The 21,161-nt window shown below is 54.1% G+C and carries 17 protein-coding genes; 11 read left to right on the top strand and 6 right to left on the bottom strand.

Going from position 1 to position 21,161, the window contains the following annotated elements:
* The first annotated feature begins 28 nt into the window (after positions 1-28).
* Positions 29-976, top strand: a complete 948-nt coding sequence (locus tag JMJ16_RS17235) for a carbohydrate ABC transporter permease (RefSeq protein ID WP_201383453.1) — start codon at positions 29-31, stop codon at positions 974-976.
* 2 nt (positions 977-978) lie between these two features.
* Positions 979-1,848 carry a carbohydrate ABC transporter permease gene (locus JMJ16_RS17230; RefSeq protein WP_201383452.1) on the top strand — a complete coding sequence of 290 codons (870 nt, stop codon included), beginning with the start codon at positions 979-981 and terminating at the stop codon, positions 1,846-1,848.
* Positions 1,849-1,915: 67 nt separating this feature from the next.
* On the opposite strand, the gene JMJ16_RS17225 is transcribed toward JMJ16_RS17230, so the two are convergent.
* A complete protein-coding gene (locus JMJ16_RS17225; protein ID WP_201383451.1) occupies positions 1,916-3,538 on the bottom strand; it encodes a glycoside hydrolase family 10 protein in 1,623 nt (540 codons plus the stop codon).
* A gap of 372 nt (positions 3,539-3,910) precedes the next feature.
* Between JMJ16_RS17225 and JMJ16_RS17220 the strand changes: the two genes are divergently transcribed.
* On the top strand, positions 3,911-4,546 hold the full coding sequence (locus JMJ16_RS17220; RefSeq protein WP_201383450.1) for a biotin transporter BioY: 636 nt from the start codon (positions 3,911-3,913) through the stop codon (positions 4,544-4,546).
* A 202-nt stretch (positions 4,547-4,748) separates the two neighbouring features.
* On the opposite strand, the gene JMJ16_RS17215 is transcribed toward JMJ16_RS17220, so the two are convergent.
* The 3 genes from JMJ16_RS17215 to JMJ16_RS17205 all read right to left on the bottom strand — a co-directional run bounded on the left by JMJ16_RS17215 (position 4,749) and on the right by JMJ16_RS17205 (position 9,199).
* Complete coding sequence (locus tag JMJ16_RS17215; RefSeq protein WP_374229073.1) at positions 4,749-6,314, bottom strand: glycoside hydrolase family 10 protein; 1,566 nt, start codon at positions 6,312-6,314, stop codon at positions 4,749-4,751.
* A gap of 289 nt (positions 6,315-6,603) precedes the next feature.
* A complete protein-coding gene (locus JMJ16_RS17210) occupies positions 6,604-7,857 on the bottom strand; it encodes a glycoside hydrolase family 3 protein (RefSeq protein ID WP_201383448.1) in 1,254 nt (417 codons plus the stop codon).
* Positions 7,858-8,056: 199 nt separating this feature from the next.
* A complete protein-coding gene (locus JMJ16_RS17205) occupies positions 8,057-9,199 on the bottom strand; it encodes a glycoside hydrolase family 3 protein (protein ID WP_236601605.1) in 1,143 nt (380 codons plus the stop codon).
* 390 nt (positions 9,200-9,589) lie between these two features.
* Here JMJ16_RS17205 and JMJ16_RS17200 point away from each other — a divergent pair, with 390 nt between their 5' ends.
* The 5 genes from JMJ16_RS17200 (at position 9,590) to JMJ16_RS17180 (ending at position 14,884) form a co-directional block, all read left to right on the top strand.
* Entirely contained in the window at positions 9,590-10,468 is an 879-nt protein-coding gene (locus tag JMJ16_RS17200; RefSeq protein WP_201383445.1) for an amidohydrolase family protein, read from the top strand.
* A gap of 287 nt (positions 10,469-10,755) precedes the next feature.
* Positions 10,756-11,646 (top strand): hypothetical protein, encoded by an 891-nt coding sequence (locus JMJ16_RS17195; protein ID WP_201383443.1) that lies wholly within the window; start codon positions 10,756-10,758, stop codon positions 11,644-11,646.
* Positions 11,647-12,077: 431 nt separating this feature from the next.
* Entirely contained in the window at positions 12,078-12,872 is a 795-nt protein-coding gene (locus JMJ16_RS17190; protein WP_201383441.1) for a hypothetical protein, read from the top strand.
* Positions 12,873-12,890: 18 nt separating this feature from the next.
* Positions 12,891-13,709, top strand: coding sequence for an ABC transporter permease (locus JMJ16_RS17185; protein WP_201383439.1), 819 nt, complete (start codon positions 12,891-12,893; stop codon positions 13,707-13,709).
* A 125-nt stretch (positions 13,710-13,834) separates the two neighbouring features.
* Positions 13,835-14,884, top strand: a complete 1,050-nt coding sequence (locus JMJ16_RS17180) for an ATP-binding cassette domain-containing protein (RefSeq protein ID WP_201383437.1) — start codon at positions 13,835-13,837, stop codon at positions 14,882-14,884.
* 56 nt (positions 14,885-14,940) lie between these two features.
* Here JMJ16_RS17180 and JMJ16_RS17175 read toward each other — a convergent pair whose 3' ends face one another.
* Both JMJ16_RS17175 and JMJ16_RS17170 read right to left on the bottom strand, forming a co-directional pair.
* Positions 14,941-15,879 carry a nucleotidyltransferase domain-containing protein gene (locus JMJ16_RS17175; RefSeq protein WP_201383435.1) on the bottom strand — a complete coding sequence of 313 codons (939 nt, stop codon included), beginning with the start codon at positions 15,877-15,879 and terminating at the stop codon, positions 14,941-14,943.
* A 152-nt stretch (positions 15,880-16,031) separates the two neighbouring features.
* A complete protein-coding gene (locus JMJ16_RS17170) occupies positions 16,032-17,381 on the bottom strand; it encodes an RNA-guided endonuclease TnpB family protein (RefSeq protein ID WP_201383433.1) in 1,350 nt (449 codons plus the stop codon).
* Between the two features lie 633 nt (positions 17,382-18,014).
* Here JMJ16_RS17170 and JMJ16_RS17165 point away from each other — a divergent pair.
* The 3 genes from JMJ16_RS17165 to JMJ16_RS17155 all read left to right on the top strand — a co-directional run bounded on the left by JMJ16_RS17165 (position 18,015) and on the right by JMJ16_RS17155 (position 21,104).
* Positions 18,015-18,671 (top strand): nucleotide exchange factor GrpE, encoded by a 657-nt coding sequence (locus JMJ16_RS17165; protein ID WP_201383431.1) that lies wholly within the window; start codon positions 18,015-18,017, stop codon positions 18,669-18,671.
* A gap of 145 nt (positions 18,672-18,816) precedes the next feature.
* Positions 18,817-20,715 (top strand): molecular chaperone DnaK, encoded by a 1,899-nt coding sequence (gene dnaK / locus JMJ16_RS17160; protein ID WP_201383429.1) that lies wholly within the window; start codon positions 18,817-18,819, stop codon positions 20,713-20,715.
* 179 nt (positions 20,716-20,894) lie between these two features.
* Positions 20,895-21,104, top strand: coding sequence for a hypothetical protein (locus JMJ16_RS17155; RefSeq protein ID WP_236601604.1), 210 nt, complete (start codon positions 20,895-20,897; stop codon positions 21,102-21,104).
* The last annotated feature ends 57 nt before the right edge of the window (positions 21,105-21,161 follow it).

Raw genomic sequence — 21,161 nt, 5'->3', positions numbered from 1 at the left:
CTATAGCGTCAATATTAGGAAGAGACCTATGTCACATATCGCACTTGAAAAGCAGACTGGTCAGCGGCAACGTGGCGTCGTTGCCAGCCTGAGGCGCTTCTTCAAAGCATATGGGTGGGGATATGCCTTTATCCTCCCCAGTATGCTCGTTTTTGCTGTCTTTACGCTCGCGCCCGTGCTCTGGGCACTGCTTATCTCCTTTCAAAGCTATGATTATACCTTCATCTGGAATGGCAAGTGGGCGGGCTTGAGCAATTATGTGCACGCCTTTACGACGGAGGGTGGCGTCTTTGGCCAGGCGATCAAGAATACACTTTACTATACTGTGATCACAGTCACTGCTAATATTCTGATTGCGCTGATCCTATCCAGCCTCATTCAGGGGCGTAGCAAGCCCTGGCGCACCTTCTTTCTCTCGGCGTTTTATCTACCCGCCGTTACCAGCGTAGTCATTATCGCCATCACCTGGCGCTGGATCTATAACAGTGAGTACGGATTCCTCAACTATATCCTGGGCGCGTTCCACCTTGCCGCTGTGCGCTGGCTGTCAGATCCCAATATTGTGCTCAATAGCATTACGCTCTCAACCGTCTTGACCGTACCGGCAACGGGTGTGGTGCTCTTTAATGCGGCGATGGGGAGTATTCCCACGGAGTACTATGAGGCCGCCATGCTGGATGGCGCGGGTCCCCTGCGCCGCTGGTGGCATATTACCCTGCCGCTGATCAGGCCTACTACCCTGTACCTGGTGGTGCTCTATACCATTGCCAGCTTTGAGGTCTTTGAGAAGGTCTTTGTGATGGTTCCCGCTGGCGTCGGCGATAGTGCGCAGGTCATCGTGACGCAGATTTACCAGAACGGCTTCCAGCAGTTTCGCTATGGCCTGGCCTCGGCGCAGGCCTTTGTCCTCTTCTTGATGATCGCGGCGGTCGCGCTGGTCCAATTCCGCTTTCTCAGATCTGATGTGGAGTATTGATAATGGCAAGCAAATCGGTTTCTTCGCGTCCACAGGCTGCGCGTATTCGTCTCTGGCACCCATCGAAGGGGCTTGCCTGGCTGGTTCTGGCAATCACGACCTGTATCTCGCTCTGGCCCATGTACTGGCTCTTCGTGACCGCCCTAACGCCGACCACCTTTGTCTTGAAAACGCCGCCTGATGTTGTGCCATTGCATGCAGACTTCTCGAATTTCCAGCGTCTATTGAACCAGGCGAGCGATTACTGGATCTGGGCGCGCAATAGTATCGCTGTTGCGCTATGTGTCACACTCTTCCACATTTTCTTTGATACACTGGCGGGCTATGCCTTTGCCAAGAAGCGTTTTCCGGGGCGCAATGTACTCTTCTGGATTGTTATTGCGACCATGATGGTGCCAACGTATGTGACACTGGTACCAATGTATCTCGTGACACGTAACCTGCACCTGCTCAACACGCTCTGGGCGGTGATTCTTCCTGGCTTTGCCAGCGTCTTCGGCATCTTTCTGATGCGCCAGTATATTCAGACGCTGCCCTCAGAGTTGATGGATGCGGCGCGCATCGATGGCTGTGGGGAGCCGGGCGTCTTCTGGCATGTTATCCTGCCGCTCTCCAGGCCTGCCATTGGCGCGCTGGCTATCTTCACCTTTGTGCGCCACTGGAATGACTTCCTCTGGCCGCTGATCGTGCTCAATGATAGCTCCGCCTATACCTTGCCAGTTGGCGTGGCTGGCCTGCAAGGCGAGTTCACCACAGACTATGGCATCATCTTCGCGGGTGCGGCCCTGGCGGCCCTCCCCATGATTATCTTCTTCCTGATCTTCCAGCGCTACTTCCTGGAGGGCGTCCGTATGGGAGCACTCAAGGGATAAAGAAGCATCGTAAAAATAGTTTTTCCGGCTCAAGCTGGCAAAAACTATTTTTACGATGCTTGACGCCTTAACGCTGTGTTACGGGTTGCCAACGAACGGGCGTGCCTTCGTTGTGCAGGCGATCAACGGGGGTAATGTAGTAGGTGTAGTTTCCTCCTGCCTGGATGCTGGTATCCATGAAGGCGTGCTGATAATTGTTCTGGAGCTTGGGGAGAATCGTCAGGATGTTGGTGCCAGTGTTGAAGTCGGTTGCCTGGGTCGTGCCATTGCTGCTGAAGCGATAGATCACATATGCTATTGTGCCGTTATAAGGCGCGTCGCTCCAGTGCAGGGTGATCCCCTGCGCGCTTTGTTCCAGCGGTTGTAATGTGAGAGATCGCGGATTTGTGCGCGGGAGCCAGGACATGGTGGGGACCAGCGCCGGAGTGTGATAGATGGTGCTACTCAGACGATCTTTGAATCCCAACGGATTGGCGTGCAAGCTGGACAGGCTAAAGAAGATGCTACCTTGGATCTGGGGATATTGCAGGTTGAGCGCTAGCTGATTGGGCATCTCATCGGGAGATTGCCAATCTGTTGTCTCACTGGTACCGATCTTGTAAACTCCCTGCCCGATATAGAGTTGGACGCGGCTCCGGCTGACTTCGTTGGCCCACCAAGCGACGAGCTTGTCATAGGCGGCAGGCGTGAAGCCAATACTCCAGTAGATCTGTGGGGCGATATAGTCGAGCCAGTTGTTTCTGATCCAGGCGCGAGCATCGGCGTACAGATCATCATAGCTGGTCTGCGTGGCAGCGGTATCCGAGCCGGTGGGATCGGCAACTTTGTTGCGCCAGACGCCAAAAGGACTGATGCCAAATTTGACAAAGGACTTAATCTGCTTGATGCGCGTGGAGAGTTCGTAGACGAGGAGATTGATGTTGGCTCGCCGCCAGTCATCCTTTTTAGCAAAGCTTCCGCTGCCATAGCGCTGATAGGCGGCGTCATCGGGGAAGTCCTGATTGCCAACCTTGTAAGGGTAGAAGTAGTCATCCAGGTGGATTGCATCGATGTCGTAGTTGCGCACGACTTCGAGAATACTATCCTCAACGTATTGGCGTGCCGCAGGTACCCCGGGATTATAATAGAGTTTTCCTCCATAGCTCACGACCCAGTCGGGATTCAGGCGTGCCGGGTGATTAGCGACGAGCTGGTTAATATCACCTTGCATGCTGACCCGGTAGGGATTAAACCAGGCGTGAAACTCCATTCCCCGCTTATGCGTTTCGTTGACCATAAAGGCCAGGGGATCATAGCCAGGATCCTGTCCCTGTGTACCCGTCAGGTAGGCCGACCACGGGGCATAGCGTGATGGATAGAAGGCGTCAGCCGTGGGCCGCACCTGGACGACGATGGCGTTCAGGTTCATCTGCTGCATTTCATCCAGGTGGGCCGTATACTCCTGTTTTTGTGTGTCGACGGGCAATCCAGGCTTCGAAGGCCAATCAATGTTTTGGACGGTGGCGAGCCAGGCGGCACGCAACTGGCGCTTGGGTGCGAGCGGAGCCGTGTTCATCCGAGGTATACCGGGGCCGCTCGTGGCGCCATAGATGCTAGCTGTGCCCGGCACCAGGCTCAGGGCGAGCAGGGCGCAGAGCAACGCGGAGAGTGACATGAGTTTGCCCATGAGGCGTGCTGGCAGTGGTCTCATCGTGTGACATCTCCATCTCTTGAGTGCGGAAATTGAAAGAAGAAAACGAACATTCTTATATAAATTGTATTGTAGCACGCTATAAATAGTTTTGTATTTGCATAAGCCTTTAAGATTATATATGCATGTAAAGTGCGTATTTAGGGTTATTGTTGAGTATGATGAAGGATTGGCTTCGCCAGCCATCGGAAGGCTAAACAATAACCCTAAGCAACCTACCAATAATTTAGAAGAATGTGGTAGAATTCGCTACGTGAATGCTGGCCCCGAGGAAGAGGTCTCTTGTAGCGCGTATTTCGTAGAAGATCTTTGGCCTGGGCAGCGTTGTGGAATTAAAAGAACGAACAGAACAACAGATTGAGGAGTATACTAATGGCAATAGCACCAGGAACAACTATTCTTGATTACGCAGTCCCCGCGCGACGGACGTCACGTGTCGCCAGCCTGGGGCGTGATGGATCGCTCATCGTGAGTGCTAGTATTTTGATGGCCCTGGCCGCACACGTAGGCTTCTACCTCCCCTTTACCCCGGTTCCTATAACGCTACAGACATTTATGGTCTTGCTGACAGGGGCGGCCCTGGGCAGCAAGCGTGGCGCACTGGTAATGCTGCTGTACATCGCTGAAGGCGCGGTTGGCCTGCCGGTCTTTGCGAGTGGTGGTTCTCCCGCCAGCCTGATTGGTTTGACCGCTGGTTATATCTGGGCCTTTCCTATTGCGGCCTTCGTGGTTGGCTGGCTCTGTGAGCGCGGCCTGGACCGCAGCTACCTGACCTCGATCTTCGCCATGCTGCCCGCTGTGGTTATTAACCTGGGTCTGGGCGTGATCTGGCTGGCTATCTTCGGTCTGCCCATGGCGCACGGTGTGAATCATAGCCTGAGCGCGTCCCTGCTGGCGGGTGCGGTCCCCTTTCTCCCTGGCGAGGCCTTCAAGATGGTCGTCGCCGCAGCCCTGCTGCCCACCGCCTGGGCCATTGTACGCCGCGTCCGCAAGGAGCAGGAGGCCTAGACTTACTGCGCTCACCTCTTCCTTTCTACAAAATACATTGATGAAAAGGAATGTGTGTCTCCCGCAGTGTGATCGTTTATGCGCAGAAGGCCCCCAGCAATCAGGAATTGCTGGGGGTCTTCTCATGATAGGTATGTTCACGCTCAGGCGAGTGGATCAATAGCGTTCTCGTTCACACAAGTGTGATCGATGGCGTTATTGGTCAGGCAAGTGTGATTGATCGCCCGTGATCTGGCTGGCTTTCATTATGCAGCCGATCCACTGCGGTGACATAGTACGTGTAGGTGTGATCGCTCTGGGCGCTTGTATCCACAAACTGCTGCTGTGTGCTATCCTGCAGCTTGCGCAGTGTTGTGAGGATGTTGGCGCTGTTGTCAAAGTCCGCCTGGGTAGGCACAACCTTGCCGTCGAAGCGATAGATTACATAGTAGACCGTTGTGTTATGCGGGAGATCAAGCCAGCGTAGACTCGCGCTGTCCTGTTTCGGTCCGCCAGGCAGGAGTATCACCGGGTCAGGAGCGGTACTATCCAGCCAGGGCATGGTGGGGACTAGCGCCTTCTGCTTATAGATATCGTTGACCAGACGGTCTTTAAAGCCCAGTAAATTGGCATTGAGATCTTTTAAGCTAAAGAAGATGCTGCCCTGGACCTGGGGATATTGCAGGTTGAGCGCAAGCTGGTTGGGCATCTCGTCCGGGTTGAGCCAGTTCGCCGGGCTGCTGGTGCCAATCTTATAGGCGGCTTGGCCAATGTAGAGCTGGACATGAGTTCCGGCGACCTCGTTGACCCACCAGCTTACGAGTTTGTCATAGGCTGCGGGCGCGAAGCCAATATTCCAGTAGATCTGAGGCGCGATATAGTCGAGCCAATTGTTCTTGATCCAGGTACGCGTATCGGCGTAGAGGGTATCGTAGTTGGTCTGACCGGCGGTGGTATCGGAGCCAGTTGGATCAACCGATGCATTGCGCCAGACACCAAAGGGGCTGATGCCAAACTTGACATAGGGCTTGATCTGCTTGATCCCGCTTGAAAGCTCCTGGATCATCTGGTTGACGTTATCGCGGCGCCAGTCATCCTTATTGGCGAAGCGAGCCGCGCCATATTGCTGGTAGGTGGCATCGTCTGGGAAGTCCTGGTTGCCGACCTTGTAGGGATAGAAGTAGTCGTCCAGGTGGATGCCATCGACGTCGTAGTTGCGCACAACCTCCAGGATGCTCTGCACTACAAACTCGCGAGCCTCGGGAATACCGGGATTATAGTAGAGCTTGCCGCCATAGCTGATGACCCAGTCGGGATGCAGGCGTGCGGGATGATCTGGCACAAGCTGGTTGATATCGCCTTGCATACTGACCCGGTAGGGATTAAACCAGGCATGAAATTCAATATTGCGCTTATGCGTCTCATTGACCATAAAGGCCAGGGGATCATAGCCAGGATCTTTCCCCTGCACCCCGGTTAAATATTGGGACCAGGGGCCATACTGTGATGGATAGAACGCATCGGCAGTGGGCTTGACCTGGACGACAACGGCATTCATATTCATCTGTTGCAGTTCATCCAGGTGCGTCAGATATTCCTGCTGCTGTGTGGCGGCGGGCAGGCCCGGCTGTGATGGCCAATCGATATTTGTAACTGTAGCGATCCAGGCGGCACGTAGTTGGCGCTTGGGTGAGTTTGTATCTGTGGAAGAGAGGGCATGGCTGGCTGTTGTGAACGTTTGGGTTGTTTCGTGGGCTGAGACTGTTCCTGGTACTATGCCTAAGGTCATGAGTGTGCAGATAAGCACACCGATAGATAGGTGTTTTCCCAGGTGATGAAGTCGTTTAAGTGCTAATCTCATCGGCGAGCTTCTCCTTCTACATGCGAAATCTACAGAAGAAAGCGGACAGCATTGTACAGATTGAAATTGTATCATACAAAGCCTGCCTTGTTGAGTGAAATATGCTATTTGTGCTATGAGGCTCTGAAAAAGAGCATCATTGTCTGTGTTTGGGAATGTGATAGCCCCTGGCAACCTCAGGTTGCCAGGGGCTATCACATTCCCAAACACAAGTAATTTACGCTTTGATGATGCCGTACTGCATCTTCATGAGGAGGATGCGCTGGAGGGATTCATCGATGCGCTTCTCAGTTAATCGTCCATTCTGGATGGCGTCTTTAAAGGCTTGTATGATACTTGCTACATCCGAGGGTTCATAGGGTCCCTCAATCAGATCATTGCCTGCGATAATTGCGAGGACGGCGGATTCGGCCAGGCCCCAGCGTTTGAGACCGCCCATATAGAGGCCATCCGTGATCACCACACCGTTATAGCCGAGCTGTTTGCGCAGGACGCCATCGATGGCCTTGGGCGAGAGTTCGGCGGGCAGATCGGGATCAATGGCCGTAGTGACTACGTCGGTCGACATAATCATGGCGGGCTTCTGCGTCGCGATCAGTTTTTTATAGGGAGCCAGGTCGTACTTTTGGAGGGTATCCATGCTGCTAGAGACGACGGGCAGAGTGTCATGAGGGTCATCCGCACTTGTGAGCGATCCCAGACCAGGGAAATGTTTCAAGCAACCAATAACGTTATTTTTCTGTAAGCCATTCAGAAAGGCCCCCGCGTAGGTTGCGACAGAGTTGCCGTCTGTGCCAAAGGTGCGCGAGGCGAGTAGCGGAGGCGTCGTCGTCTGCACATCGACGACGGGTGCGAGATTGGTATTAATGCCTACCTGTTGCATGTGGTTGGCATCTTCCTGTCCCGCCTCCAGGGCTTTGTTGGGGTCGCCGGTGGCTGCCAAATCCTCGGCGGATGGGGCATCACCAAACAAGGTGCTGAGCTTATTGACAACCCCGCCTTCCTGGTCAATGGCGATTAGGAGGGGGATTTTCGCATCTTTATTGGCCGCGTCTGAGAATTGTTTTGATCCAGCAATGGTATTGGAGGGATATTCAAAATTATGATTTACCTGCTGATAGAGATAGCCACCTACATGTTGCTGACCAATCATGTAGGGGAGTTTGGTGTTCTCGTAATCTGAGCCAAAATATTCGACGATGATGAGCTGGCCCAGCTTTTCATCGAGTGACATGCCCGAGATGAGGGCCTTGACTTTGCTGAGGCGTTGCTGCTCAAGTGTGCTTTCATATGTGTTTTCGTTCCCTTTGGAAGCCGTAGCCTGGCTGCCCTGGGAAGATGTATTTGGTGAGTTCGTTGTCGTATCTGCGCAACTGGTAAGAAAGAGAAGGAGGCAGCAGATACAGGCAAGAAACGATTTTAAAATATGTTGATGAGTCAATTGTGTGTGTTTTAGCGGATAGTTTTGCATAGTAAATTAAAGCTCCAGCAAAAAAACATCTGCGGTATCATATGATGATGGCATCATGCCATTCCCTACTTACCATAACGCAATATACCCCCGTTTGTTTTCAAAAAAACCAGAGGTCCCATAAAGGAATCAATTAGGCTTGCATAGAGCGCCAGAAGCGGTTGTATCACGGTGAGCAGACGCTGCTAAAGCACATTGGTCAGGCTTTGATGATGCCGTATTGCATCTTCATCAGGAGAATGCGCTGGAGGGATTCATCGATGCGTTGCTCGCTTAAGCGCCCATTCTTGATGGCGTCTTTAAAGGCCTGCACGACCTCGGCTACCTCTGAGGCGGTGGTGGGACCCTCAATCAGGTCGTTGCCCGCGATGATCGAGAGCACCGCAGCCTCCCCTAGCGTCCAATGATTAATTATGCCGCCCATATAGAGGCCATCCGTGATCACCACACCGATATAGCCGAGTTGTTTACGTAGCACGCCATTGATGGCCTTGGGCGAGAGTTCCGCCGGTAGATCAGGATCAATGGCTGTGGTAACCACGTCGGTCGACATGATCATGGCAGGCTTCTGCGTGGCAATCAGCTTCTTATAGGGCACCAGGTCATACTTTTGAAGCGTATCCATGCTGCTGGAGACGACGGGCAGTGCTAAGTGAGGATCATTCTCATTCCCTGCCGTAAGCGCGCCTAGACCGGGAAAGTGCTTCAAGCAGCCAATAACATTATTTTTCTGCACGCCATTTAAGAATGCGCCCGCGTAGGCCGCGACAGTATCGCCATCCGAACCGAAAATGCGTGATTGGAGGAGCGGAGGTGTGACTGTTTGTACATCGACGACGGGTGCAAGATTGGTGTTTATGCCTAGCTGTTGCATGTGGTTGGCAGCTACCTGCCCCGCCTCCAGGGCCTTGTTGGGGTCTCCAGTGGCTGTCAGGTCTGCCGCAGACGGCGCATCCCCAAAGAAGGTTGCGATTTTATTGACTAAGCCGCCCTCCTGGTCGACGGCGATCAGCAAGGGAATCCTGGCATCTTTATTGGCTAAATCTCCCACCTGCTTTACCGCATCAATAGTATTGGAGGGGTATTGAAAGTTACGGTTTGCTGCCTGGTAGAGATAGCCACCTACATGCTGTGCAATCATGGGGGGAAGAGGGGAGTTATCATAGTCTGTGCCAAGGTATTCGACGATGATGAGTTGCCCAAGCTTTTCGTCGAGAGACATGCCTGAAATTAAGGCCTTGACTTTGCTCAGGCGCTGCTGTTCGAGGCTTTCATATGTGTTTTCGTTCCCTTTGGCCACAGCGGCCTGAGATGACGTGCTTGATGGATTGGCAGCTGCCATATCTGAGCAACCCGTGAGAAAGAGCAGGAAGCAGCAGATACATGTAAATAAAAGTCTTGAAATGTACTGATTGGTTATCTGGGTGCGTTTTAGCGGGTATTTTTGCATAATTGATATGTCTCCTGCAAAAATATTTATGGCGTTCTAGGAAGGCATCGCGCCATCCTCACTTACCATAACGCAATAAGTTCCCTTTTTGCCCCTGAGAAAAACAGAAGTCCCATAAAGAAAGCAATAAAGCATTCGAGGCACACCAGAAAAGGCTGTATTACAAGCGAGAAGACGCCAGCCGTTTGGACATGCCTCCTTTTCGCGATACTATAATGAGAGTGCGTAGATAGATGCACAGTGTTGTGTGTCATTCAGGTATCGATTACAAGGAGTTATGATATGCCACGCGCCGTTGATTTTCATGTCCACCTGCCGACTACGGAGTTTATGCAGGTGACGCTTGGCCCATATGCCAGGGCCGCTGAGAAGTTCTTCCGCACCGAAGTCAAGCTTAAAGATATCGAGCAGATCGCCGCCGATTACGCCGAGTTAGATATGATCGGTGTGCTGCTGGCCTGGGATGCCGAGACCGCGACTGGCCTGCCCCCGCTGGGCAATGACTATATTGCTGAGATAGTGAAGCGCTACCCGCAGCAATTTATTGGCTTTGCCAGCGTCGACCCTCATAAGGGCAAGGCTGCCGTGAAAGAGATCGAGCGTGCCGTGAAAGATCTTGGGCTGGGTGGGGCCAAGTTCCATCCAGGCGTTCAGGCTTTCTATCCCAATGATCCCCAATTTTATCCATTGATGGAGAAGATTCAGGAACTGGGCATCCCGGCGCTCTTTCATACCGGCACCAATGGCCTGGGGGCTGGCACGCCCGGTGGCATGGGCATTAAGCTTGATTATACACGCCCCATCTACCTGGATGCCCTGGCGGCCGACTTCCCCAGCCTGACGATTATTGGCGCTCACCCCTCCTGGCCCTGGCATGAGGAGATGCTGGCCGCCATGCAGCATAAGACCAACATCTATAACGACCTCTCAGGCTGGTCGCCCAAGCGTATCCCCGAGGTATTGCTGCGCGAGGCCGCGACGCGGATGCAGGATCGTTTCCTCTTTGGCTCCGACTATCCCTTTATCACTCCCCAGCGCTGGCTGCGCGACTTCGAGGCCTTTGACTATTTTACGCCCGAGGCACGCGAAAAGCTGATGTGGCGCAATGCCCAAAAGCTCCTGGCCCATACTGCCGTGGCACAGATGAACTTCTCAAGCTAGCCCAAAGCTTTTCATTTTTCTCCTAGCTCTTGCGCCTCGCTACGCTCGCCTAGGGGTAAAGGAGTGTGATAGCTGGGGCAGGCTCCGCCTGCCCCAGCTATCACACTCCTTTACCCCTGAGCGCCGCAGGTGCGAAGGCTCCATCGAGAAAAAGGAAGCCCCCGATGTGGTCGAGAAATGGAAAGCCCTTGCCAAAAGCCTGAAAATATTGACATGGATGTATTTGCTTCCTATACTGTGGAAGGCGAGACTCGCTAAAGCGGACAAACACGAAGAGGGGATAGGTCATGTCATTTACTCAAGATGAGCTACAAGCATTTACAACCATTCTCGATCAACGGCTGAGCGCACATCGACGCGAGATGGAGCGCTCGCTGGATAGCCGCTTTGCGACCTTGCGCCGCGAGTTTGAGCAGCGTCTCTCCTCACTCAACCAGGAACTTTTACGTACTATTCCTCGTCGCTTGAATGAGCAGCATGCGCGCACGCTGGAGGGGCTGAGCCAGATCGTCTCTTCCAGGCAGGAGCGTGCGGACCAGGCTCTGGCGCGCCACCTGGAACAGCGCGAGGATCGCCAGCAGGGACAATTTCAACACACCATGGAGAACGCCCTGGCGGCCCAACTGCTGGCCATCGAGGAGCTAATCAAGCAACATACCCAGAGTGACTTTGCGACCTTTGGAGAGGGCGCTACCGAACTGGAGTTGAGTTCCGAGTACGACTCGATAGAGCTACAGACCGAGATTCCCTGGGATGATATGGCAGCCGCCTTTGACAGGGTGCTGGAACAGCGCCTGAGCATCCTCGATGATTCTATGCAAGGCATGCTCAAAGAGGTCCAGAACTACCTGGCGGTCCACATGCAGAGCCTGCATGTGGATCTCATGCAGCAACAGCCTGCCTTTGCCAGTAATATTACCAACATCGAAGAAATACTCAGCAGTATCCAGCAATTGGAGCATATTATTGAATCCATGCAGGTGGCGATGAACGCCAATCATGCCCTGCTCTCGAATCGTATCTATCATCACCAGCAGCTCCCCCTTGAGCGCGCGCACCCCAATAATCACTCCGCGCGCCCCTCCGCGTTATCTGCCAACGGCAAAAAAACACCCTTCCCTCTCCTCCTGGAGCAGGAAGAACCTGCCGAGGAAGAGGCCCCTTCTACCCAAGAATGAGTCGCGCCTGTGGTGCTTACATAAAAGGGGTGTGGGCGTGATGGCGGGTAGTCGCCCGCCATCACGCCCACACCCCTTTTACAAAGGCGAGCTTGCGAGCCGAGAGGGAAGGGCATGGGTGACTTTGGCGCGAAGGGCAAAGGACTTGCTAAGCTCTAGTAGCTGATGCTATAATAGTGCTCCTTCGCGTGAAGATGACGCTCTCTTTGGCGCGTAGGGGGTTTCCGGTACTTGTTTTTCTTCCTTACGGGTTGGTTGTGAGCCATCCCGGTTTTGTCGTGTCCCCGATAATTTCCTTTCCACATCTTCTTCATCGACCCGGCCTTGTCCGGGCACGTGGTTTGCATGCACGCAAGCCACGTTCGATCACAGTCCTTTCATCAGAGTAGGGCGTTTTGTGCTCTCTCTGGCTGTCCTTTGCAAGGAGTGATATGTTCCCTTTTTATGTTGAGGTGGCGTTGACCGCATTTCGTCGCCAATTAATCTATCGCTGGGCCAACATTTCGGGCCTGGTGACCAACATCTTCTTCTGTACCCTGTTTAGCTATATCATCCTCGCGCTCTATCACGCGCGACCGGCGGCCCCTGGCTATAGCGTTCAGGATAGTTTGCGCTATACCTGGCTCTTACAATCCTTCCTTATGGTCATTTCGCCATTTGGTTGGATGGACCTGATGATGACGATTCGCACCGGGGAGGTCGTGTCGGATCTAAGCAAGCCCTGCGACTTCTGCTGGTATTGGTTTAGCCGCGAAGTGGGACGGAGCCTCTTCTTCCTGCTCTTTCGTGGGCTGCCCATCTATGTGGCGGGCATGTTTTTGTTTCATATAGGCGCGCCTATCTCCTGGACGAATTGGGGTACGCTTCTCTTGATGTTGCCGCCCGCCATTCTGTTGGGGGTGGCCTATCGCTTTCTCTATAACATCTTTGCCTTCTGGATTCTCGAGGGGCGGGCCATGGTCACGATGTCCGTGGTTATCTCGCAGTTTTTTACCGGGTCCTATGTGCCGGTCTACTTCTTCCCTGGCTGGCTGCGAAACTTCACGGTCTGGTTGCCGTTCAATGGCTTTATGAACGCGCCCGCGCTGGCCTTTCTGGGCAAGATGACGCTGACCGACTTCTGGTTTGAGTTTGTGCGCCAACTGGGTTGGCTGCTGATCCTTATCCTGGTCGCGCGTGCCGTGACCACCATCGCGACGCGTCGCGTGGTGTCTCAGGGCGGTTAAGAGAGGAGTGTTCATACGATGCTATCGACATTTCTGGCCGATCTGCGCCTCTACCGCTACCTGGTAAGCATGCAGATCAAGGCTCAGTTTCAGTACAAGGTTAATCTACTGCTGGATATTGGCTCGTACCTGGCGGTGACCGGGCTGGAGTTTTTCGCGCTCCTGCTTTTCTTCTTTGCCTTCCCCGATATGCTGGGCTGGAAGGTGGGGGAGGTGGCCTTTCTCAGCTCAGTGATCAATTTGAGCTTTGGCGTGGCCGAGCTGGTGGGCGCGGGTATTGATAATTTCCCTGAGACGATTCGTAAGGGCGAGTTTGACCGGGTGCTGCTACGTCCAACGGGGGTATTTCTCCAGATTGTGGGCAGCGATTTTCGCCTGCGCCGCCTGGGGCGTATCTCGCTAGGGGTGCTATCGATGGGCTACTCCCTGGCGCTTCTGCCCCAGCTCCACTGGACCTGGATCAAGATGCTTTTACTCCCAGTTGGCATTGTCAGTACAGCGCTCATTTTTGTGGCGATTCTGCTGCTTGGCGCGACCATCTGTTTCTGGACCATCGAGGCAGTGGAGATCACCAATGTGCTCTCCTATGGGGGGCGTGAGATGCTGAGCTATCCGCTCACGGCGTATAACGCCTTGATGCAGCGCTTCTTTCTCTTTATTGTGCCTCTGGCCTTTGGCTCGTATATCCCGGTCTGCTACATTCTTGAGCGGCCCCTGCCCTTTGGCCTTCCGCTGTGGCTGGCCTTTTGTGCGCCTGTCCTGGCGCTGGCCTTTGCCGTTGTCTGTGTGCTGGCCTGGCGCTTTGGCGTTCGTCAATATCAAAGCACTGGCAACTAAATAGCGTATTTGTAGGGTCCATGCTGGCATGGACTCAGAGCGAAGCGACCTGCTAGTGCATAGGTATCGGCCTGTGAGCCGAGAGTCCATGCCAGCATGGACCCTACAACTGAAAGGAGTACATTATGTCGGCAATTATTGAGGTTGAGCAGATGACGAAGACCTTCCGCCTGGCCCGGCGCCGGCCTGGAATGCTGGGCGGTATACGCAGTATCGTCAATCCAGAGCTGCGCCTGGTGAACGCGGTCCAGGATGTCTCGCTGCGCGTTGAGCGTGGGGAGATGCTTGGCCTGGTGGGTCCCAACGGGGCGGGGAAAAGCACATCGATTAAAATGATGACGGGCATCCTGACGCCCAGCGGTGGCACTCTACGCGTGGCGGGCCTGGAACCCATTCGCCAGCGGCGCGAACTGGCCTCACGGATCGGCGTGGTCTTTGGGCAGCGAACTCAGCTCTGGTGGGATCTGCCCCTTATCGACTCGCTGCGCCTCCTGCGCCACCTCTACCAGGTGCCGGAGGAGCGCCACCGCGCAAACCTGGAGCTGCTGCGTGAGACACTCGACTTAAACGAGTTTATTGATACGCCTGTGCGCCAGCTCTCGCTGGGCCAGCGGATGCGTGGAGATATCGCGGCCGCGCTCCTGCATGATCCGGAGCTACTTTATCTGGATGAGCCGACCATTGGCCTGGACGTTGTGGCCAAGGCTCGTATCCGCGAGTTCTTGCTGCAACTGAATGCCGAGCGGAAGACCACGGTCTTGCTGACAACTCATGATATGGATGACGTCGAGACGCTCTGTCCTCGCATGGTCATTATCGATCACGGTCGTAAGCTTTACGATGGTTCTGTAGCAGACATTCGAGAGCGCTTCGGCGGCGAGCGTACGCTGATCGCGGTCCTTGATCCCGCTGAACTGGACCAACTTGCCCGCGACGAACAGGACCAGGTCGTGCTGCCAACTCTCCCACCTGGTGTACGCCTGGTGCGATCTGAGGGGCCGCGTGTCTGGCTCAGCTTTGCACGCGATGCCCTGCCCGCGCATGAGCTGGTGGCCTGGTTGGGTGGGCGGCATCGCCTGCGCGATGTCACCTTCCAGGAGCCAGAGATCGAGGATGTGATTCGCCGTATCTACGAAGAGGACCTGCTCTTGCAAGAACAGGGCGTGACAGTCTAGAGAAGCATAGCATGTATGGTTCATGCCAAGATGGACCATACATGCTTGATGAAAGTTCAGCGGAGTGCTGCTTCTACCTCGGCATCGTGCAGAGGGAAGCGTTGTTGGAATTCGCGTGTGCGTTGCTTCAGTGCCTCCGGTCCGGCCTGTAACTCGGTCAGGATGAACTGCTTATACTGGCGCATAAAATGCTGCTCAAAGCCCTGTACGAGCTGGCAAATTCCTCGTAACTGTTGGCGCTCCTGGGGGCTGGTGGGGAGCAGGTAGTGCCAGCGCTGGCGACAGAGGGTATAGAGGCTCTCCAGCAATGTACCCCACTCGTCATCGATATGTTGCCGGTAGGTGAGGTGACAGTCGCGTTTGCGCGCTACGTATTTTCTGGCTTGAAAGGCCAGCAGCGCCGTCGCGGCCCATCCCGTGGTGCGGAGCAGGTTGCGTGTGCAGGGGACCTCGCTCCCATCCGCGAGCGTGACGGTGCGATTCATATAGCCAAAAAATTCATCACTCCAGTTGGGGTAGTCCAGGTTCAGGCGGGCCTCTCTGGGATAGACGTGGGTAAGTAGATAATAGACGGCATGCATGCGCTCATGCGCCCACTCCTCGATGGAGAGCAGTGGGTAGCGGGCACAGATGTCCTCGCCAAAGAGGATCTGCCCCGCTAGCTTGAGATTGGGTTCGATGCCCGTGGTGCGGAATGTCTCTTCTTCGGTGAGGGAAATATCGAATTCGAGTTGCCGGCGTTTCGCACGAGTCGTAAACGCGTCTCGTAGCTGTTCCGCGAGTTGGCGCTCCTCTGTATTGCGAAAGCGCTCACGGAAGATAATATCGAGGTCTACATCGCTTGTTTGTACATCGCTCTCATCGGCATAGCTCCCTGTAAGGTAGTATGCGGCGATGCGTTCGGGAAAGGAAGACTCATATCGTTCAACAAGCTGTTGCAGAGCCTGATCTATCTGTGTATGGTTGGTTGAGTGGCTAAGTGTAAAGTGAGGCACGTTACTCCTCTCTCTTCAAGAGACTTTTCTCCCCATCTCATCTAAATGAGACGGAGCTTTGTTGTGAAAGACTTTTACATTCGCAAGAGATGCAAAATAAGCGCCATTGGTGTTTGTAAAGATATAGATGCACTTTTAGAAGTGTACCTCAGTCAACTACCTCCGGTCTCTGACCGGAGGCTTGTGGTTACATCTGGACTCCACCGCAACTCGGCATATCTTCGCAGACGTACCGCTTTGGCTTCTTTGTCCGATGTATCAGGGATGAGTGACAAACATCCCGTCCTGATCCCGTCCTGCCGGACCAGGAGCGCTCTCATGGTGATGTTCCTCGCGCCAACCAGATCAGCATGCAGACAGTAATGACACTGCTGGCACACAAAGAGCAACCCTTTCTGAGGGCGGTTCTTCTCGGACGTATGCCCACACCTCGGACAGGCTTTTGAGGTATAGTTTGCATCCACCTTGACGGCGAGTGACCCGGCAAGCGCGGCCTTGTAGCTCAGAAGCATGTGCAGTTCGGCAAAGGACCACTGCGAGTAGACCCGATTGGCTTTGCGGGCCTTTGGCGAGACTGGCTCATAGCCTTTGCCGTTCTTCTTGCGCTTGCGGCGCTTGGTGTGTTCTCGAATATCTGTCAGGTGCTCCAGTCCCATGAGCGTATGTGGGTGCTGTGCGATGATCTGTTTCGCGAGGGTATGATTGGCTTGCAATTTTAACCGTCTCTCTCGTTGCTCGATGCTTCTCAATCGGCGTTTCGCGCCACGAGTGCCTTTTTGCTGCAAATGTTTGCGGAGTCGTGCGTAATGGTTGGCCTGGTGTCGGACTCGTTTCCCAGGGTGAAAGCTGGCTTTTCCTGTTGTTGTCGAGGTCACGGCCAGGTAGCGAATGCCCACGTCCACCCCCACGACCTCTTGGAGTTGTGCAGGAGTGGGATCAGACACCTCTATGGAGAGGGACACAAGCAGGTAGAACTGCTTCTTTGGACGATCATACCAGAGTTTGGCATCGCCAATGGTGCTCCCCTCTTGAATGAGCGCCGTGTGCTTGTTGTATCCCTGGTAGGGTATGCTGATACGTCCGTTAAGTGTGCCGATGCTGACCTGGCTCTCTCGCTGAAAAGTGTAGTCGCGTTCATAGGTGTACTGTATGCTCGGAGAGCTGTAGTGTGGTGGCTGATCTAACCCCTTAAAGCGTTTCTTGGTGATTTTGGCACGACGATGCTCACTATTCTTCTTGAGCTTGGTCCACAGGCCCTTGTACGTGGCGGCGACCTGCCGCTCCACGCTACAAGGCAGTTGCGAGGGCAGAAGATAGCGCGTGCGTAGCTCGGCATACATGCCTTTATGCAGTTTCGTGACACTGCTGGTTTTTCCATGCTCAAAGGCATACTGACTCACCGCGTTGAGGGCGTCACGATACGCCAATTGCGTGCGGCGCAGGGCCTCAACCTGCTCTGGCGTGGGCAGCAGTTTCAGTTTGGCGGTGATGATCTGCTTCATGTCGTCCGCTTTCTCGTGACAATATGGGAAACCAGCTTGTAGGTACCATGTGTACTGTACTGTGATGTGCTATGCTATGCATCCATGCCCATCAGTATAATAAATGTTCTACACCTTGTAAAGTACCGGAGGTGGCGGCGCTTCCTCCCCTGGTTGAAACGCAAGGGTATCCGCGCCGCCTGGATTATGAAAGGAGTGTTTGCAACAATCCTCAATTCCCTTTTAAGCGCTCTCAGCGTATGCATTCCTAACCCCAATGCATGCCTCAATAGTGAATCATGGGTTTGCAGACCAGAACATTTAGATACTTTATTTGTGTTACTACTGGCAATAATTTATAGAGAAATTTTTCTTTTCATGCTATCTTTCGTATGATGGCGCGAACTGGATAATGGTAGGGTTATAAGCGATATTGATCAGCCAATTGATGCAGGTCTTAGTCTGAGGAACTATAAAGGCGATCGTTGTTGCCCTCTTGTTTTCAATGCATCGTCGTGACGCAAGTTCCCTCTCATAAGACCCTCAATGACAAAAGCTACACGCAGTGTTCACGATTGCTTTTCATAGCTTGTTGTTTTGCACGATGCTGCTGATACGCGTAAAAAACAGTGCTCAAAAGAAGAGGGTTATGCTATGCAGTCAAACAACCCAGAACAACAGAAGGCCACAACTGGCACCACGACAGCCACCCAGTCAACCCAACAGGGTCAACCAGAGCAACAGCAGACTCCGCCGGAAGCGACTACAGCCATCCAGTCAGTTCCCCAGAGCGAAGCGGTACAGGAAGAGCAACGCAAAGCGGAAGAATACCTGGATCAACTGCGTAGAACTCAGGCGGAGTTCGTCAATTATCGTCGCCGCATGGGTAAGGAACAGCTTGAGGGACGCATCACAGCCCAGAGCAGCCTACTCTATCACCTGTTGCCTGTCCTCGATGATCTTGAGCTGGCGTTGCGCTCGGCACCAGCGGAGATGTGTCCGCATTCCTGGGTGCAGGGTCTGTTTTTGGTAGCGCGCAGACTTGAGTCCATGCTTGACCAACTGGGGGTGCAACGTGTGGGTGCCATTGGCGAACAATTCAACCCACGCTGGCATGAGACCATCACGACCGAGACCCATGCAGATGTGCCAGAAGGGACTATTCTCGATGTACTCCAACAAGGGTACATCATCGAAGAGCATGTCATTCGTCCAGCCAGGGTGAGTGTCGCGGGAGCCTCTCCACAACGCGAAACGCCCACGGAGCAAGAAAAGACTGATCCTAACAACAGGCAAACGCAAGCCGAATGAGTTGCGACAACGCCTCATAGGAGTCGAGGGTGCCAGGTAAAGAAGCAGCCTCTGGCATTCGACAGTCCACGTGAGCAAGCCATATACGTGCTCGGGCTCCTTGTCGAGAGGAGCCGTGGACACACTACGAGAGAGAGGGGCAACAATGGCAAAGGTACTCGGTATAGACCTGGGAACAACAAACTCAGTCATGTCAATTATGGAGGCGGGTGAACCCACCGTCATTGAGAACAGGGAGGGCGGGCGGATTACACCCTCTATCGTTGCGATTACAAAGAATGGCGAGCGCCTGGTGGGTCAGGTAGCCAAACGCCAGGCCGTGACCAACCCGGAAAATACCGTCTTCTCCATTAAGCGTCTCATGGGGCGTAAGTTCGACGATCCCGAGGTACAGCGTACAATAAAAATGGTTCCCTACAAGATTACAGGCGCTGCGAACGGTGATGTCCGCGTCGTGATGGGAGGGCGTGAGTATAGTCCGCCAGAAATTTCGGCTATGATCCTCCAAAAGCTGAAAGTCGATGCGGAAGACAAATTGGGGGAGCGCATTACGCAGGCCGTCATCACTGTCCCAGCCTACTTCAACGACTCACAGCGCCAGGCCACGAAAGACGCGGGTACTATCGCAGGACTTGAAGTCTTACGCATCATTAATGAGCCAACCGCGGCCTCACTTGCCTATGGGCTGGACAAGAGGCATGACGAGCTGATTGGCGTCTATGACCTTGGTGGTGGCACCTTTGATATCTCCGTCCTGCAACTGGGGGAGGGTGTCATTGAAGTCAAGGCCACCAATGGCGATACACACCTGGGTGGCGACGACTTTGACCAGCGGATTGTGGATTGGCTTGCTGACGAGTTTCGCAAGGATCAGGGCATTGATTTACGCAACGATCGCATGGCGCTCCAACGCCTGAAAGAAGCGGCCGAGCGAGCCAAGATCGAGCTCTCCTCATCGACCCAAACCGATATTAACCTCCCCTTTATCACGGCTGATCCCAGTGGGCCAAGGCACCTTGTGATGACACTTACACGTGCCAAGCTAGAGCAACTGGTGGGCGACCTGATCGAGCGCACGCGCGGCCCAGTCATGCGTGCCTTGGAGGATGCGCAGGTCAAGCCAAGCGACGTCAACGAGGATGTGCTGGTAGGTGGACAAACTCGTATGCCAGCCGTAGTTGAGTTTGTCAAAAACATTTTCGGCAAGGACCCGCACAAGGGCGTTAATCCCGATGAGGTGGTCGCCATTGGCGCGGCTATCCAGGGAGGTGTGCTGGGAGGCGAGGTTAAGGATGTCTTGCTCCTGGATGTCACCCCGCTCTCACTTGGCGTCGAGACATTGGGTGGAGTGACAACCAAGCTCATTGAGCGCAACACGACCATTCCTACACGCAAGAGCGAGACCTTCAGCACAGCCGAGGATAATCAATCAGCGGTAGATGTCCATGTACTCCAGGGTGAACGTGAGCTGGCGCGCGATAACAAGAGCCTGGGACATTTCCGCCTGGAGGGTATCAGTCCCGCGCCGCGTGGCATGCCACAAATCGAAGTCACCTTCGATATTGACGCCAACGGCATTCTCAACGTGACCGCGCGCGACAAGGCCACGGGCCGTGAGCAAAAGATAACTATTACGGCTTCCAGTGGTCTCTCGCAAAGTGATGTCGACCGCATGGTGCGTGAAGCGGAGCAGCACGCTCAGGAAGATCGCCAGCGCCGCCAGGAGATCGAGATACGCAACAATGCCTCCAGTGTAGCCTACCAGGCAGAACGGATTCTCCGGGAGAACACTGAGAAACTCTCACCCGATGTGCGTAGTGAAGCGGAGAATCGGATCAAGGCCGTACGTGACGCGCTGACCGGGAGTGATACAGCGCGTGTGCAAAGCACCATGGCTGAATTGGAGAGCACCGCTCAGCGCATGCAGCAGGAGATTGCCAGCTATACAGGCGCTCCGGCTGGTAGTCAAGCCACTGAAGCGAGAGCACAGACCAGTTCTAGTAGCGAGCCGGGAACCATAGAAGGCGAATATCGTGAACTCTAACTACTCGCGACGCAGGAGACAGTAGCGAAACTCCAGCTTATCTGGCTGCTCATTCGGCCTTATACGTGCGAGGAAGGGCAAGCCGCATCCGGGATGCGGCTTGCCCTTACGCTACCCTTCGGAGAGAATGGCATTGTAGAGCTGGCGAGCGCTTCCAGGTGGGTGCACAGGCGGGTGGCTTGTCCTGGATCGATCACCAACGGAGCAATAAAGATCCAGAGACGTGTCGTGAGCTGGATGCTTTCATCAAAGATTTTTATTGTGAGACTGAGCAGGAGGACTTTACCCGGCGTTGGGATGTGGTTATTGATAATACTGGCTTGCAGCCCTCAGAAACGCGGGAGAAGATTATGCAGTGTGTTCAGCAGAAATATCCTGACAGCCTGTAAGTTCCTGCTGCTTCGACATTCTGGCTATTGGCGCTTGATTGGTAGAATCGCACCCCC

Source organism: Ktedonobacter sp. SOSP1-52, assembly GCF_016587395.1.
The sequence above is the reverse complement of the archived record's forward strand: the minus strand, read 5'-3'. Positions and strand labels throughout refer to the sequence as shown.

Excerpts from the sequence above, each read along its gene's own strand:
- JMJ16_RS17235 (WP_201383453.1), top strand. The coding sequence starts at position 29 with ATGTCACATATCGCACTTGAAAAGCAGACTGGTCAGCGGCAACGTGGC.
- JMJ16_RS17230 (WP_201383452.1), top strand. The coding sequence starts at position 979 with ATGGCAAGCAAATCGGTTTCTTCGCGTCCACAGGCTGCGCGTATTCGT.
- JMJ16_RS17225 (WP_201383451.1), bottom strand. The coding sequence starts at position 3,538 with ATGAGACCACTGCCAGCACGCCTCATGGGCAAACTCATGTCACTCTCC.
- JMJ16_RS17220 (WP_201383450.1), top strand. The coding sequence starts at position 3,911 with ATGGCAATAGCACCAGGAACAACTATTCTTGATTACGCAGTCCCCGCG.
- JMJ16_RS17215 (WP_374229073.1), bottom strand. The coding sequence starts at position 6,314 with ATGACCTTAGGCATAGTACCAGGAACAGTCTCAGCCCACGAAACAACC.
- JMJ16_RS17210 (WP_201383448.1), bottom strand. The coding sequence starts at position 7,857 with ATGCAAAACTATCCGCTAAAACACACACAATTGACTCATCAACATATT.
- JMJ16_RS17205 (WP_236601605.1), bottom strand. The coding sequence starts at position 9,199 with ATGGCAGCTGCCAATCCATCAAGCACGTCATCTCAGGCCGCTGTGGCC.
- JMJ16_RS17200 (WP_201383445.1), top strand. The coding sequence starts at position 9,590 with ATGCCACGCGCCGTTGATTTTCATGTCCACCTGCCGACTACGGAGTTT.
- JMJ16_RS17195 (WP_201383443.1), top strand. The coding sequence starts at position 10,756 with ATGTCATTTACTCAAGATGAGCTACAAGCATTTACAACCATTCTCGAT.
- JMJ16_RS17190 (WP_201383441.1), top strand. The coding sequence starts at position 12,078 with ATGTTCCCTTTTTATGTTGAGGTGGCGTTGACCGCATTTCGTCGCCAA.
- JMJ16_RS17185 (WP_201383439.1), top strand. The coding sequence starts at position 12,891 with ATGCTATCGACATTTCTGGCCGATCTGCGCCTCTACCGCTACCTGGTA.
- JMJ16_RS17180 (WP_201383437.1), top strand. The coding sequence starts at position 13,835 with ATGTCGGCAATTATTGAGGTTGAGCAGATGACGAAGACCTTCCGCCTG.
- JMJ16_RS17170 (WP_201383433.1), bottom strand. The coding sequence starts at position 17,381 with ATGAAGCAGATCATCACCGCCAAACTGAAACTGCTGCCCACGCCAGAG.
- JMJ16_RS17165 (WP_201383431.1), top strand. The coding sequence starts at position 18,015 with ATGCAGTCAAACAACCCAGAACAACAGAAGGCCACAACTGGCACCACG.
- dnaK (WP_201383429.1), top strand. The coding sequence starts at position 18,817 with ATGGCAAAGGTACTCGGTATAGACCTGGGAACAACAAACTCAGTCATG.